This is a genomic window from Streptomyces sp. WAC06614 (genome assembly GCF_003949795.1).
Taxonomy (GTDB): domain Bacteria; phylum Actinomycetota; class Actinomycetes; order Streptomycetales; family Streptomycetaceae; genus Streptomyces.
Window position 1 is genome coordinate 1 of sequence record NZ_RPRY01000186.1, and the last position, 14,239, is coordinate 14,239.

The 14,239-nt window shown below is 75.4% G+C and carries 11 protein-coding genes; 3 read left to right on the plus strand and 8 right to left on the minus strand.

All coding sequences use genetic code 11. From position 1 onward, the window contains the following. The coding region (pulA, locus tag EF918_RS22875) for a pullulanase-type alpha-1,6-glucosidase (protein WP_125649886.1) at nt 1-3,506 on the plus strand (3,506 nt) is incomplete at its 5' end. On the opposite strand, the gene EF918_RS22880 is transcribed toward pulA, so the two are convergent. The 7 genes from EF918_RS22880 to EF918_RS22910 form a co-directional block, all read right to left on the minus strand. Continuing rightward, nucleotides 3,493-4,029, minus strand: a complete 537-nt coding sequence (locus EF918_RS22880; protein WP_125649889.1) for a GNAT family N-acetyltransferase — start codon at nt 4,027-4,029, stop codon at nt 3,493-3,495. The two genes, pulA and EF918_RS22880, sit on opposite strands and share 14 nt — an antisense overlap. Before the next feature lie 10 nt (nt 4,030-4,039). Next, entirely contained in the window at nt 4,040-4,753 is a 714-nt protein-coding gene (locus EF918_RS22885) for a TetR/AcrR family transcriptional regulator (protein ID WP_125649892.1), read from the minus strand. Nucleotides 4,754-4,819: 66 nt separating this feature from the next. After that, on the minus strand, nt 4,820-5,875 hold the full coding sequence (locus EF918_RS22890; RefSeq protein ID WP_125649895.1) for a PDR/VanB family oxidoreductase: 1,056 nt from the start codon (nt 5,873-5,875) through the stop codon (nt 4,820-4,822). Beyond that, nucleotides 5,872-6,789, minus strand: coding sequence for a metal-dependent hydrolase (locus EF918_RS22895; protein ID WP_125649898.1), 918 nt, complete (start codon nt 6,787-6,789; stop codon nt 5,872-5,874). The genes EF918_RS22890 and EF918_RS22895 overlap by 4 nt, the downstream gene beginning before the upstream one ends. A gap of 112 nt (nt 6,790-6,901) precedes the next feature. After that, entirely contained in the window at nt 6,902-8,803 is a 1,902-nt protein-coding gene (locus tag EF918_RS22900) for a hypothetical protein (protein WP_260610519.1), read from the minus strand. A gap of 276 nt (nt 8,804-9,079) precedes the next feature. After that, the gene (locus tag EF918_RS22905) at nt 9,080-9,880 is read right to left on the minus strand and encodes a tyrosine-protein phosphatase (protein WP_125649905.1); all 801 of its coding nucleotides are present in this window, start codon (nt 9,878-9,880) and stop codon (nt 9,080-9,082) included. Between the two features lie 75 nt (nt 9,881-9,955). Next, the gene (locus EF918_RS22910; RefSeq protein ID WP_125649909.1) at nt 9,956-10,546 is read right to left on the minus strand and encodes a rhomboid-like protein; all 591 of its coding nucleotides are present in this window, start codon (nt 10,544-10,546) and stop codon (nt 9,956-9,958) included. Between the two features lie 87 nt (nt 10,547-10,633). On the opposite strand from EF918_RS22910, the gene EF918_RS22915 reads away from it, so the two are divergent. Continuing rightward, nucleotides 10,634-11,467 carry a hypothetical protein gene (locus tag EF918_RS22915; protein WP_125649913.1) on the plus strand — a complete coding sequence of 278 codons (834 nt, stop codon included), beginning with the start codon at nt 10,634-10,636 and terminating at the stop codon, nt 11,465-11,467. Between the two features lie 242 nt (nt 11,468-11,709). Continuing rightward, nucleotides 11,710-13,056 carry a PepSY domain-containing protein gene (locus tag EF918_RS22920; protein WP_260610521.1) on the plus strand — a complete coding sequence of 449 codons (1,347 nt, stop codon included), beginning with the start codon at nt 11,710-11,712 and terminating at the stop codon, nt 13,054-13,056. A 130-nt stretch (nt 13,057-13,186) separates the two neighbouring features. On the opposite strand, the gene EF918_RS22925 is transcribed toward EF918_RS22920, so the two are convergent. After that, a complete protein-coding gene (locus tag EF918_RS22925) occupies nt 13,187-13,837 on the minus strand; it encodes a winged helix-turn-helix domain-containing protein (RefSeq protein WP_125649919.1) in 651 nt (216 codons plus the stop codon). Between the last annotated feature and the right edge of the window lie 402 nt (nt 13,838-14,239).

A 14,239-nucleotide genomic window follows, 5' to 3' on the forward strand; every position in this document is an offset into this window, starting at 1 on the left:
GTCCGGCCCTGACCCTCAAGGCCCCCGCCGCCGGCGCCGCCGGCACCGTCGAGCTGTCCGCCGAGGTCACCGGCGGCGGCACCAACCGGGTCGTGTTCGCCGCCCAGCAGGGCAACGGCCGCTGGCAGGTGCTCGGCTCCGCCGACCACGCCCCGTACCGGGTGACGCAGCACCTCACCGCCCCGGCCGGCACCGCGCTGCGCTACAAGGCCGTCGTCGTGGACCGGGCCGGCCGCACCGCCTCGGCCCTGGCCACCTCCACGGCCGGCCAGCTCCCGCCCGTCGAGGTGCCCACCGCCACCCGGCGCGACTACGCCGTCGTCCACTACCGCCGCCCCGACGGCGACTACACCGACTGGCGGCTCTACGCCTGGGGCGACCTCGCGGACGGCGAGGCCACCCCGTGGCCGGCCGGCCACGACTTCGTCGGCCGTGACGCCTACGGCGCCTTCGCCTACGTCCGGCTCAAGCCCGGCGCCGGCTCGATCGGCTACCTGGTCATCGACAAGAACGGCACCAAGGACGTCGCCGCCGACCGCACCCTCGACGTGACCCGCACCGGCGAGATCTGGCTGGAGCAGGGCCAGGAGGCCGTCCGCACCGAACGGCCGGCCCACCCGCCGCAGGACACCACCAAGGCCGTCCTGCACCACCGGCGCACCGACGGCGCGTACGACGGCTGGGGCCTGCACGTCTGGACCGGCGCCGCACAGCCCACCGACTGGTCCCGGCCGCTGCCGCCCGCCCGCTTCGACGCGTACGGCGCCGTCTACGAGGTCCCGCTCGCACCCGGTGCCACCTCGCTCAGCTACATCCTGCACAAGGGCGACGAGAAGGACCTGCCCGCCGACCAGTCCCTGGACCTCAAGGCCACCGGCCACGAGGCCTGGCTGCTCGCCGGCCGGGACCAGCCCCTGCTGCCGCAGCCCACCGGCTCCGCCGCCGCCCTCGACCTCGGCAAGGCCCAGGCCGTGTGGCTCGACCGGGACACCCTCGCCTGGAACGGCCCCGAGGCCGCCGCCTCGGTCCAGCTCCTCGCGTCCCGGGCCGGCGCGATCTCCGTCCGCGACGGCCGGCTCGTGGAGGGCGGGGCCCAGTGGCTACGGCTCACCCCCGCCGCGCTCACCGACGCGCAGAAGCGGAAGTTCCCCCACCTGGCCGGCCACCGCGCCTTCACCGTCGACCCCCGCGACCGCGACCGGGTCCGCGAGGCCCTGCGCGGCCAGCTCGTCGCGAGCGCCCGTACCGCCACCGGCGCGGTGCTGGCCGCCACCGGGGTCCAGCTCGCGGGCGTCCTCGACGACCTGTACGCCACCGGTGCGGCCCTCGGCCCGGTCTTCTCCCGGGACCGGGTGACCCTCTCCGTCTGGGCGCCGACCGCCCAGCAGGTCGCCCTCGAACTCGACGGCCGCACCCTGCCCATGCGCCGCGACGACACCACCGGCGTCTGGTCCGCCACCGGCGGCCGGGCCTGGGCCGGCAAACCGTACCGGTTCGCCGTCACCGTCTGGGCGCCCGCCGTCCAGCAGGTGGTGACCAACCTCGTCACCGACCCGTACTCCACCGCCCTGACCACCGACTCCCGGCGCAGCCTCGCCGTGGACCTGGCCGCACCGGCCCTCCAGCCGCCCGGCTGGCGCGAGCTGAGCAAGCCCGCGGCCGTCCCCTTCACCACCGCCCAGATCCAGGAGCTGCACATCCGCGACTTCTCCATCGCGGACCCCACCAGCCGCCACCCCGGCCAGTACCTGGCCTTCACCGACACCGACTCCGCCGGCATGCGGCACCTGCGGGAGCTCGCCGCGAGCGGCACCTCGTACGTCCACCTGCTGCCCGCCTTCGACTTCGGCACCGTCCCCGAGGACCCCGAGGACCGCACCGCACCCGCCTGCGACCTGAAGGTCTACGCCCCCGACTCCGAGCAGCAGCAGGCCTGTGTCGCGGCCGCCGCCGCCAAGGACGGCTTCAACTGGGGCTACGACCCCCTGCACTACACCGTCCCCGAGGGCTCCTACGCCGGCGACCCGGACGGCGCCGCCCGCACGGTCGAGTTCCGCCGGATGGTCCAGTCCCTGAACGGCGCCGGACTGCGCACCGTCATGGACGTCGTCTACAACCACACCGTGGCCGCCGGCCAGTCCGAGCAGTCCGTCCTCGACCGCATCGTGCCCGGCTACTACCAGCGGCTGCTGCCCGACGGCACCGTCGCCACCTCCACCTGCTGCGCCAACACCGCCCCCGAGAACGCCATGATGGGCCGCCTCGTCGTCGACTCGGTCGTCACCCGGGCCAAGCAGTACAAGGTCGACGGCTTCCGCTTCGACCTGATGGGCCACCACCCCAAGGCCAACATCCTGGCCGTCCGCCAGGCCCTCGACGCGCTCACCCCGCAGAAGGACGGCGTCGACGGGAAGAAGATCATCCTCTACGGCGAGGGGTGGAACTTCGGCGAGGTCGCCGACGACGCCCGGTTCGTCCAGGCCACCCAGCAGAACATGGCCGGCACCGGCATCGCGACCTTCTCCGACCGGGCCCGCGACGCCGTCCGCGGCGGCGGCCCCTTCGACGAGGACCCGCGCGTGCAGGGCTTCGCCACCGGCCTGTACACCGCCCCCAACGGCTCACCCGCCAACGGCGGCCCCGAGCAGCAGAAGGCCCGCCTGCTCCACGCCCAGGACCTGATCAAGGTGGGCCTGAGCGGCAACCTGGCCGGATACCGCTTCACCGACACCACCGGCCGTACGGTCACCGGCGCCCAGGTCGACTACAACGGCCGGCCCGCCGGCTACGCGGCCGCCCCCGGCGACGCCCTCGCCTACGTGGACGCCCACGACAACGAGTCGCTCTACGACGCCCTGACCTACAAACTGCCCCCCGGCACCACGGAGTCCGACAAGGCCCGCATGCAGGTCCTCGCCATGGCCACCGCGGCCCTCTCCCAGGGCCCCGCGCTCTCCCAGGCCGGCACCGACCTGCTGCGCTCGAAGTCCCTGGACCGCAACTCCTTCGACAGCGGCGACTGGTTCAACGCCATCCACTGGGACTGCCGCACCGGCAACGGCTTCGGCCGGGGCCTGCCGCCCGCTGCCGACAACCGCGCCAAGTGGCCGTACGCCAAACCGCTGCTCACCGGGCCCGCCCCGGGCTGCGCCGAGATCGGGGCGGCCTCGGCCGCCTACCGCGACCTGCTGCGCATCCGCACCACCGAACCCGGCTTCGCCCTGCCGACGGCGGCCGAGGTCCAGGCCCGGCTGGCGTTCCCGCTGTCCGGCACCACGGAGACCCCCGGGGTGATCACCATGACCCTGGACGACCTGGTGATCGTCTTCAACGCGACCCCGGACGACCGGGCCCCGCGGGTGCCGGCGCTGGCCGGCCAGGGCTACCGGCTGCACCCGGTGCAGGCCACCGGCGCCGACCCCGTGGTCCGGCGGGCCACGTACGACCGGACGAGCGGCACCTTCACCGTCCCGGCCCGCACCGTGGGGGTGTTCACCCGCCGATGAGCCGGTCCAGCCGCTTCTCCAGCAGGACCACCCCGTAGACCCGTCCGTCCTTCGCCTCCTTGTGGGGGAACTCCCCGACCACCCGGTAGCCCGCGTCCTGGTAGTACGCGAGCAACCGGGGGTTGGTGGACACACAGTCCAGTCGCGCCCGTTCGCGGCCGGTCCCGGCGATGCGCCGCTCGGCATGGTCGAGCAGCAGCCGGCCGGTCCCGGCGGGCGCGACGTCACGGGCCACCATCAGGCGGTGCACGTAGCCGGCCACCGGAGGCTGCACGCCCCAGGCCTCCTCGTCGGACCACCACAGCTCGTACGCGCCGCACAGCCGGCCCTCGGCGTCCTCGGCCAGCCAGACCTCGCCGTCCCGCATCCGGGCCCTGAAGTGCGCGGCGTCCCTGTCCCCGGGCTTCCACTGGTCGATGCCGCCCGCGAGCATCCACCGCGCCGTGCGGTCGAAGAGCTGCTCCAGCAGCCCGGCGTCCGCGTCCCCGGCCCGCCGGAACTCGATCCCGTCGTCAATGATCATCCGGACATTGTCACCGAGCCGGCTGTGCTGCCCCCGGCCCCAGCGTCGCCAGCCGGGCCACCAGCTCCCCGAACGGCCCGTCGGCGGGCTCGTCGGCCAGCATCCGCACCAGGATGCCCGCCATCTCCGCGTCGTACGCGGCGCTCACCGCGGCCAGCGCGGCGAGGTCGTGCACCAGCTGCAACTCCAGCTCGGCGCGTGGGATCCGCCGGCCCTCCAGCCACAGCAGGGCCGTGGACTCCGCCAGCGACACCCACGAGCGCACCACCAGCTCCAGCCGGGCCGGCGGCGCCTCCTCGACGCCCAGGTGCGCCAGGATCTGCCGGTACGCGGCGTGCCGCACCTCGTCGATCATGGCGTTGGTCCGGCTGGAACCGTGCGCCGGACCGCCCCGCATCAGCGCGGAGAAACCGGGCCCGTGCTCGTCCACGAACGTGAAGAACCGGCCCATCACCCGCAACAGCCGCGCCCCGAGCGGGCCTTCGTGCGGCTCCACGAACAGCTCCGCCAACTCGTCGGCGGCCCGCCGCAGCGCGGCCTCGTACAGGCTGAGCTTGCCGGGGAAGTAGTGGTAGACCAGCGGCCGGGATATCCCGGCCGCGGCCGCGATCTCGTCGATCGACACGTCGTCGGGCGACCGCTGGCTGAACAGCTCCAGCGCCACGCCGATCAGCTGCTGGCGCCGCTCTTCGACACCCATCCTGCGTCGCACCCCGGTCGTCATGCCGACACCCTACTCGTCGCGCCCCCGGGCCCGGACCGGCGCCGGGCCAGGCCCCGGGGGGCGCCGTCACAGGTCCAGGACCAGGTGCCCGCCCTGGGCCCGGGAGACGCACAGCAGCATCGACTCCGCGCGTTCGGCGTCCGTCAGCAGGGTGTCGCGGTGGTCCACCTCGCCCTCCAGCACCCGCTGCTTGCAGGTGCCGCAGAACCCCTGCTCGCACGAGTACGGGGTGGCCGGCAGCTCCGCGCGGACCGCCGCCAGGGTGGTGCTGCCGGCCGGCACGGTGAGCGTCGTACCGGTGCGCCGCAGGGTGAGGGTGAACGCGTGGGAGGCGGCCTGCGGCCCGGTCGCGGCGAAGCGTTCCAGCCGGACCGCGGCCGGGTCCGGCGCGGCCTCGGTGACGGCGGCCATCAGGGGCTCCGGGCCGCAGCAGTAGACCAGGGTGCCCGGTCGGGCGGCGGCCGGGGCGAGCGCGGCGGCCAGGTCCGGCAGCCCGGCCTCGTCCTGCGGCACGACCGTCACCCGGCCCCCGTACGCGGCCAGTTCGGCCAGGTACGGCATCGAGGCCCGGGACCGGCCGCCGTACAGCAGGGTCCAGTCGGCGCCCGCCGCCGTGGCCGCGCGCAGCATCGGCAGCAGCGGGGTGATGCCGATGCCGCCCGCGACGAACACGTACGCCGGGGCGGGCTGCAGCGGGAACCGGTTGCGCGGCGGCCGCAGCCGCAGCTCCATGCCCTCGGTCACCTGCTCGTGCAGTTCGCGGGAGCCGCCGCGGCCGTCCTCGACCAGCCGGGCGGCGATCGTGTACGTACCCGCCCGGGCGGGGTCGCCGCACAGCGAGTACTGCCGGGTCGACCCGGACGGCAGGACGACGTCGACGTGCGCGCCCGGGGTCCAGGGCGGCAGGTCCCCGGCCTCCAGGGTCAACTCCACGACGCCCTCGGCGGGCTCGGTCCGGGAGACCACCAGCGCCCGCAGGGTGCGGCGCGGGGAGCAGCCCGAGACGGGGGTCTCCAGGGCGGGCAGCGGCCACAGCGGGGAGGTGCGGATCCGGCGGCGCAGGGCCCGCCGGGCCAGCCAGGCGGCTCCGGCGGCCGCGGCGACGGTGACGGTCCTCCTCATCGCCTGCCGCCCCCGTCCGCGGGCAGGACACCGCCGTTGGCGCCGGGGGAGGAGGCGAGATAGGCGGCCGCCTGCTCCGTCGAGCCCTCCTGCGAGGGGTGGTAACTCCGGGACAGGTAGGTGGGGATGGACCGCAGCATGGCCGGGGTCGAGGGCAGCACGCCCTGCCGGCCCGCCCGGACGAACTGCCCGAAGCTTGCCCGCCCGTCCACCAGCGTGGGGTCGTTCTCCATGAAGAACCGCGCGCCCCGCTGCCACAGGAAGACCAGTGCCGCGAAGGCGGTCGCCCAGGTGCGCGCCCGGCGCCGGTAGCTGCCGTCCAGGTGCTGGAACAGGTCGAAGGCCACCGAGCGGTGCTCGACCTCCTCCGCGCCGTGCCAGCGCAGCAGGTCCAGCATCATCGGGTCGGCGCCCCGCCGGTCCAGCTCGTCGGCGTTGAGCACCCAGTTGCCGAGGAAGGCGGTGTAGTGCTCGATCGCCGCGATCAGGGCCACCCGCTCCTTGAGCCACCACACCCGCGCCCGCCCCGGCGGCAGGGTCCGGTCGCCCAGCAGCTTCTCGAACAGCCAGTCCACCTGCGCGGTGTACGGGGTCGGGTCCAGGCCGAGCCGCTTCAGGTGCGGCAGGACGTCGTCGTGGGCCGCCGCGTGCATGGCCTCCTGGCCGATGAACCCGATCACGTCCTCGCGCAGCCGCTCGTCCCGCACGTACGGCAGCGCCTGCTTGTACACGTGGACGAACCAGCGCTCGCCCGCGGGCAGCAGCAGGTGCAGCACGTTGATGGTGTGCGTGGTGAACGGATCGCCGGGCAGCCAGTGCAGCGGGGTGTCCTCCCAGCCGAAGGACACGTTGCGAGCCTGGAGCGCTATGTGTTCCGACGCCACGGGGGCGGGGGCGGAGGGCCTATTAGACATGGCGTCAATGTACTGAGGGGTACGGTCCAGGGAAACCCCCGTGCACGACGTCCGGCTGCGGCGCGGGACGCCCCGTTGCGGCGCGGCGTAGGACGTCCTGCTGCGGCTCTGCTCAGCGCAGGACGCCCGCCTTGGTGCCGTCCGGCAGGGTCCCCGACAGCTCCACCTGGGCACCCGCCGGCACCTTGACCGCCAGCCGGTTGCCCTGGGCCGAGCCGCTCGCCCCGCCCGTCACCGCCAGCGAGGCGAACTGCGGGCTGCCGCCGGCCAGCACGTACCACTGGCCCGCCCGCGACTTCCACAGCACGCCCGCCAGCACCCGCGGCTCGCGCACCCCGCAGGCGGGCGAGCCCTCCGCGCCCGCAGCCTGCGCGGCCACCGCCGCGCCCGGCGCCAGGAACTGCGCCTGCGCCCGCTCCGCCGTGCCCCGCCAGGTCTCCGCCCGGGCGCACAGCCAGGACGCCGTGCCGTTGTTCTCCGGCAGCGACTGCTTCGTGTACGCCCACAGGTTGACGCTGCGCACCCCGTGCGAGCGGGCCGAGGACAGCAGGCACGCGCTCTTCGACCAGTCGCCCAGGGCCGGTTCGCCCTCCGCGCCCGGGGCGCCCGAGGTCAGCCGGGCCGGGACCAGCTCGCCCAGGTCCGTCACCAGGTGGCTGCCGGAGGCGGAGCCGAGCGCCAGCGCGTTCCAGCTCGTGCAGGAACCGGTCGGGGCCGGGCTCTGCACCGGCGGGGTCACCCCGTCCGCGGCCGTCCGCAGCGCGGTCGGGGCCTCGGCGGGCGCCAGCAGGTCCCGTACGGACACGCCCGTCACCCACGGCGCGGTCAGATAGCGCACGTTGCCGTCGACCCGGCTCAGCACCAGGGCCCCGGCCGTCTGCGCCGAGGCCCCGTCGGTGCGGGCGAGGTCGAGCGCCGCGCCCTGGGTCCCGGCCACCGGTTCGGCGTAGCGCACCACGCGCAGCCCGTCGTGGAACAGCACCACGACCGCCTGGTCCACCCGTCCCGCGTAGAGCAGTTGGGCCGGTCCCATGGGCGGACCGGCCGGGGTCCCGGGCGTGGCGGACACGACGACCGAGGTGCCGGGCCGGGCCCAGACCGCCAGCGCCCGGCGCAGCAGCGCGGTGTCACCGGTCCGGTCGCCCCGGGCGGGCCAGACGGAGAAGTCCGTACGGGAGGACGTCCGCCAGTCGGCGGCGGCGACCCGGGTCAGCGCGGCCGGGTCGAGCGCCTGCTCGGCGGCGGCGTTGCGGGCGTACGGCGGGGCCGCCGCCCCGTCCTGGCCCCAGCCGCCGCCGGGCAGCGCGAACAGCGCCCCGCACACCGCCAGCGCGGCCCCCGCGGCCAGGCCGGCCCGGAGGTACCGGCGGCGGCGCAGCAGATCCGTGGGCCGGGCCTGCAGGACGCACGGGTCGAACTCGGGCGAGCCGAACAGCGCGTCGTCCACCGCCCCGGCCGAGGCGGCCACGGCCGCCGCCGGGTCCGCGACCCCCGCCTCGGCGAGCACCTTGAGCACCTCCGGCTCGGGCAGCCGCTCCAGCGCACGCAGCACACAGGCCGCCCGGGCGGGCCCGTCGAGGGTGGCCAGCCACTGGTCGAGGGCCAGCTCCTCCGCACCGCCCGCGCGGGGGAACAGCCGCAGCCCCCAGACCTGCGGCAGCCCCGGCGGGAGCTGGGCGCGGCGCGGCAGGGCCCGGAAGGTCAACGGCATCCCCGCGTCCAGCGCGGAGCGCAGCACCCGCAGCCGCACGAAGGCGTACCCCGGGTCACCGCCACCTTCACGCGGCCCGGGCACCCGCCCCCGCCGCCCGGCCTGCGCCCCGGCCTCCCGCTCCCGCCCGCGCGGCAGCGCGCGCTGGGCCAGCGAGTGCGCGGTGAGCACCCGGCGCGTCCGGCCGAGGGCGGGCGGCAGCACCAGGTAGGCGATCCGCACCAGCCGGGGGTAGTGCTCGACGATGGCGGCCTCGGCCTGCTCGACGTCGAGGGGGCGGGTGGCGGTGTCCGGAGCAGTCACGTTCAGCTGAACGAGCGAATGGCCGGTGGGTCACCGGGGGGTGGGTCACTCGTTCAGGCGAACCAAGGCCGCCGCCTGGCAGGGCCCGTGCTCCCGGGGGCTCCGCCCCGGGCCCGGGCTCTGGGGCCGGCCGCTCGGGCTCACGGGGGCTCCGCCTCCGCGCCCGTGTTTTCAGCCCGTCCGGCGTTCGAGGACCGGGGGCCGGGGGCGAAGCCCCCGAATCCTTCCGCCCCGCCGGCGATCGAGGCGCGGGGGCTCCGGGGGCGGAGCACCCCGTTACGCGATCAGGCGGGTGCGCAGGGCGGCCACGGTGTCGTCCGGCACGCCCAGGCCTTCGCGCACGTACTTCTCCATCGAGCCGTAGGCCGTGTCCACCTCGTCCAGCGCGGCCAGCAGGTACTCCGGGACCACGCCGATCAGGGCGAGGGCGATCTCCGGGTCGCCGCCGGACGCGATGAAGCCCTCGATCATCGGGGCGAAGGCCTGCCGGACCGCCGGGTTCACGGCGAGGTACTCGGCCATGAGGGTGTCCTCGTCCGCGCCGAGCAGCGACAGGACCACGGTCGCGGCCCACCCGGTGCGGTCCTTGCCGGCCGTGCAGTGGAAGAGCAGCGGGCCGGACTCCGCGGCGGCCAGCTCGGTCAGGAGCATCCGGTACGCGGCCCGGCCGGAGCCGGAGCTCACGAAGGACCGGTAGGTCCGCGCGAACAGCGCCTGCGCCCGGCCCCCGCCGAGGTGCTGCTCCGCCACCGCCGGGTCCGACAGGAGGTCCTTCAGCTGCGCGGCGGCCGGCATCTCGCCCGAGTGCACCCGGTCGGCCAGGACGTCGCCCACCAGCATCCGGGCCCCGGCCGGCACCCGGTCCGGGTGGGCGGCCCGCTCGGCCGCGGTGCGGAAGTCGATGATCGTCCGCAGGCCCAGCGCGGCCACCGCCGGATCGGCCTCCAGGTCGAGTCGGTCGAGCTGGCCGGAGCGCAGGGCCAGGCCCGGGCGCACCGCCCGGCCGCCGGCGAGCGCGGTGCCGCCGAGGTCGCGGAGGTTGGCGACGGTGGTGGAGGGGGTGGCGGTGGCGGTCATCGTGGCGGCTCCAGCGGTCTGCGGCGGTCCGGCCGGCCCGGTCGCCCGGGCCCGGCCGTCACACAGGTGACTTATTCATGTGATTTTCCGATGATCTGTACCGGAAAGGTAATCGACAGCCACCGAGAGCCCGACACCGAGCCCCAGCGCCACCAGGTGCCCGGCGTCCGTGAACGTCCGCCCGCGCCGCACCACCGGCCGCACGGCGAGCGCCAGCAGCCCGGCCCGGGCCGCCGTCCGCACGGGTCCGCGCGGCAGCGCCGAGGTCAGCGCACCCAGCACCGCGTTGAACCCGTAGCTGGTCCCCACGTCCAGCGCCCGCCGGGTCCGCGGATCCGGCCGGCTCGCGCGCAGGCCTCCGTACACCAGCAGCGTGGCCGCGGTGTGCCCGAGCAGGAACACCCCGACGGTCCACCAGGCGCCGTAGGCGTACTCCGCGTAGCCCAGGACGGCGAGCAGCAGCAGCGCGTACGGCAGCGGCATCGGCTCCTCGACGACGAGGGCGCTGCTCAGCAGCGTCTCCCAGCGGCCGGCCGCGAGGTTGTCGACGTTCGTCGAGCAGGTCCGCAGGATCCGCTCGCGCCCGTCGGCGTCGATCCGGTCCAGGGCGTACGCGCCGAGCTGCACCCCGCCCGCGTAGGCGGGTGCCAGGAACAAGGGCTTCATGCCGGTCATGATCGGCCATCGGTTTCGAGCGCACTGCGAGGGGGCCCCCTTGGGCGACCGGGGGCGGGGTGGGAACATGGCCGGGACATGACCGAAACCCGCGCACCGCTGCGCTGTACCAGGGCCGCGATGTTCGCGGCGGTGTGCACCGCTCTGGGCGCTGTGGGGCATTTGTTCATGTCCGGGCGGGACATCCCGGCCGCCGGACTGTTCGGCGCCTTCGCGGTGACCGCGGGGCTCGCCTGGCTCGGCGCCGGCCGCCGCCGCGGCCCGGTCTCGATCTCCGCCGCCCTGCTCACCGTCCAGGCCGTGCTGCATCTGCTCTTCGCCGAGAGCCAGGCGGTCGGCGCCGGGGGCGCGGCCGGTGGCACCACGGCCGCCCGTGCCTCCGCGGTGCCCCCTCCGTCCCCTCTGGGCCACGTCGGCCACACCGGTCACGTCAGCCCCACCGGTCATGTCGTCCACACCGGCCGTGCGGCCACCGCTGCCGACATGCCGTCCATGCCGTCCATGCCGTCCATGCAGGGCATGCCCGGCATGGAGGAGATGGCGGGGGCGGCCGGTGGCGTCGACCATGTCGCGGCCGGGCACCTGGCCCACCTCGCCGGGCACGGCGGCCTCGGCATGATCGCCGCCCACGTGCTCGCGGGCCTGTTCTGCGCCCTCTGGCTCGCCCGGGGCGAGCGGGCCGTCTTCCGGCTGGCCCGGGCCCTGCGCGCCCTAGGCGTCCGGCTGGTCGGGCGGGTGCGGATCCGGGCGGCGGCCGTCGTCCCGGCGTCCGTGCCGCGGGTCCGGCGCCGCCGCTACGAGCCGCCGCGCGCGCTGCGCGGAGCGGTGCACGCCCATGCCGTGGTCCGGCGGGGGCCGCCCGTGCGGCCGTTCCCCCGTGCCACGGCCCCCGGCCGTCCTGCCTGCGCCTGAATCGGCGATCCGGCGAGACCTGGGGCCGCCTTCCCCATGTCTTTCCGCCGATTGTGAGGACCCTCATGTCCCTCGACGAGCTTCCGGACACCCGTGTCCGCGACTCCGCAGAACCCACCACCGATCCCGCATCCGACGCATCCGACGGGCCCGACGCGCCCGAAGGGCCCGACGCGTCCGACTCCTCCGCCGCGCCCCGCCGCGCCGGCACCTGGGCCGCGCTGCGGCCCCTGCTCCTGCGGATGCACTTCTACGCGGGGCTGCTGATCGCCCCGCTGCTCCTGCTCGCCGCCGCGACCGGGTTCCTGTACGCCCTGTCGTTCCAGGCGGAGAAGATCGTCTACGCCCACGAGCTGACCGTCGACACGGTCGGCGAACGCGCCCTGCCGCTGAGCGCCCAGGTCGCGGCCGCGACCAAGGCCGCCCCGCAGGGCAAGGTCGTCGGTGTGTGGCCGGCCCCCGAGGCGGACGCCACCACCCGCGTGATCATGAAGGCCCCGGGCGTCGAGGAGGGCGAGAACCTCACCGTCTTCGTCGACCCGTACACCGCCGAGGTGCGCGGGCAGCTCACCACCGCCGGCGACGCCCTGCCGCTGCGGGCCTGGCTGAGCGAGTTCCACTCCAGCCTCCAGCTCGGTGAGACCGGCCGGATCTACAGCGAGCTGGCCGCGAGCTGGCTGTGGGTGGTCGCGCTCGGCGGCCTGGCCCTGTGGATCGGGCGCCGCCGCAAGCGCCGGGCGCAGCTCGTGCTGCCCGAGCGCAAGGCGCAGGCCACCGGGCGGCGCCGGACGCTGTCCTGGCACGGCTCGGTCGGCCTGTGGTCGGCGGCCGGTCTGGTCGTGCTGTCCGCGACCGGCCTGACCTGGTCGACGTACGCGGGCGAGAACATCGGCCGGCTCCAGGACCGGCTCGGCGGTGCCACCCCGGCGGTGTCCGCCACCCTGCCCGGCGCCGCGACCGGCGGGGCCGACGAGCACGCCGGGCACCACATGGCCCCGGACGGCACCATGCCGGAGATGCCCGCCCGCGCGGACGTCGGCCTCGACCGGGCCGTCGAGGCCGCCCGGGCGGCCGGGGTGAGCCACAGCCTCCAGGTGACGCTGCCGACGGGCGGCAAGGGCTACGTCGTCAAGGAGCGGGACCGGCAGGTCCCGGTGCACCTCGACGCCGTCGCCGTGGACCCGGCCGACGGGCGGGTCATGGACGAACTGCGCTTCGCCGACTACCCGGTGCTCGCCAAGCTCACCCGCTTCGGCATCGACGTCCACATGGGCCTGATGTTCGGCCTGGCCAACCAGATCGCGCTGGCGCTCCTCGCGCTCGCGGTGGTCCTCCTCGTGGTCTGGGGCTACCGGATGTGGTGGCTGCGCCGGCCGACCAAGGACCGGGCGCTGTCGTTCGGCCGGGCGCACCCGCGCGGGGCGTGGCGGAAGCTGCCGGTGACGGTGCTGCTTCCGCTGGCGGCCGGGACGGCCGTGGTGGGCTGGTTCGTCCCGCTGCTGGGCATCAGCCTGCTGGCGTTCCTCGTCCTCGACGGGGTGCTGGGCCTGCTGGCGGGACGCCGGCGGACCGCGGCGGCCCAGCAGTGACACCGGCCCGGCGGCCGGGCGGTACCCGCCCGGCCGCCGGGTGACACCGGCGTCCGCCCGCCGGACGACCGTGGCCGTGGGCCCGTGCTCCCTCCTCCTGGAGCGCGGGCCCCTGGCATGTCACGGGTGGTCAGACCTGCTCGCGTGGCGCGTACTTGTAGCCCACCCGGCGCACGGTCTGGATCGCGCCGCGGTGGCGGGGACCGAGCTTGCGGCGCAGCCGCGCGATGTGGACGTCCACGGTGCGGCCGTCGCCGACGTGGCCGTAGCCCCAGACGGTGGTGACCAGCTGGTCCCGGCTGTGCACCCGGTGCGGGTTCGCCACGAGGTGGGCCAGCAGCTCGAACTCCAGGTAGGTCAGGTCCAGGACCTCGCCGTCCACCTCGACGCTGCGCTGCGCGGCGTCGATGCGCACGAGCGGGTCCCCGCCGTGGCCGGCCGCGCCCGCCCGGGCCGCGGCCCGCGGGGCCACGGGTGCGACGGGCGGGGCCGGTACCGGCGGGTGCTGCGGGGCGAGCGTGAGCGAGGGGTGCTGGTCGGCCGGTACGAGGACCAGGTAGCCGATCATCGGCGGCCGGCCGGGAGCGGCGGGCAGGGAGTGCTGGGGCGCGGGGAGCCAGGTGGCGCCGGGCGGCAGGAGGTCCACCACGCGGGCCACTTCGTCCCGGTCCACGGAACGCAGCCGCGGGCGGGACCCGGAGGGTGGGAAGGACAGGGAGGCGTGCGCGGTCGCAGCGGGTGCGGTGGTCGCCGCAGAAGCGATGGAACGGGTGTTCGCCATGAGTGGTCAGCTCTTTCACGCGGAGTCGGCAGAAGACGTCGGACGAGAGATCAGTCGTCGTACCGCGCAGACCGAAGGCCTTCGGGAAGGTCCGATCGGAGGTTCCTGAAGGCGTTAGAGGGCCGGCGCGTTCTTCGCGCGGCAACACACCCGGTCGAAATCGTGATCCTGACGGGACGGCCAGAACGGCTCGAGGTCGCTGCGACCTGTCGAGGTGTGCGAGTGGCTGGCCATGGGCCACATTGAAGCAGATCCCTTCGGCCGACGGCAGGGCGCGTCTCGATCAATGGATCGGAATCTCAAATTCCGCTCGCGAACCGGGACAATTGGTGACGATCGAGCGGCACGCGCCGCTCCGGCCCGCCCACCCCGTCTTGCATCCCGAGACGCCCCGTCCCACGC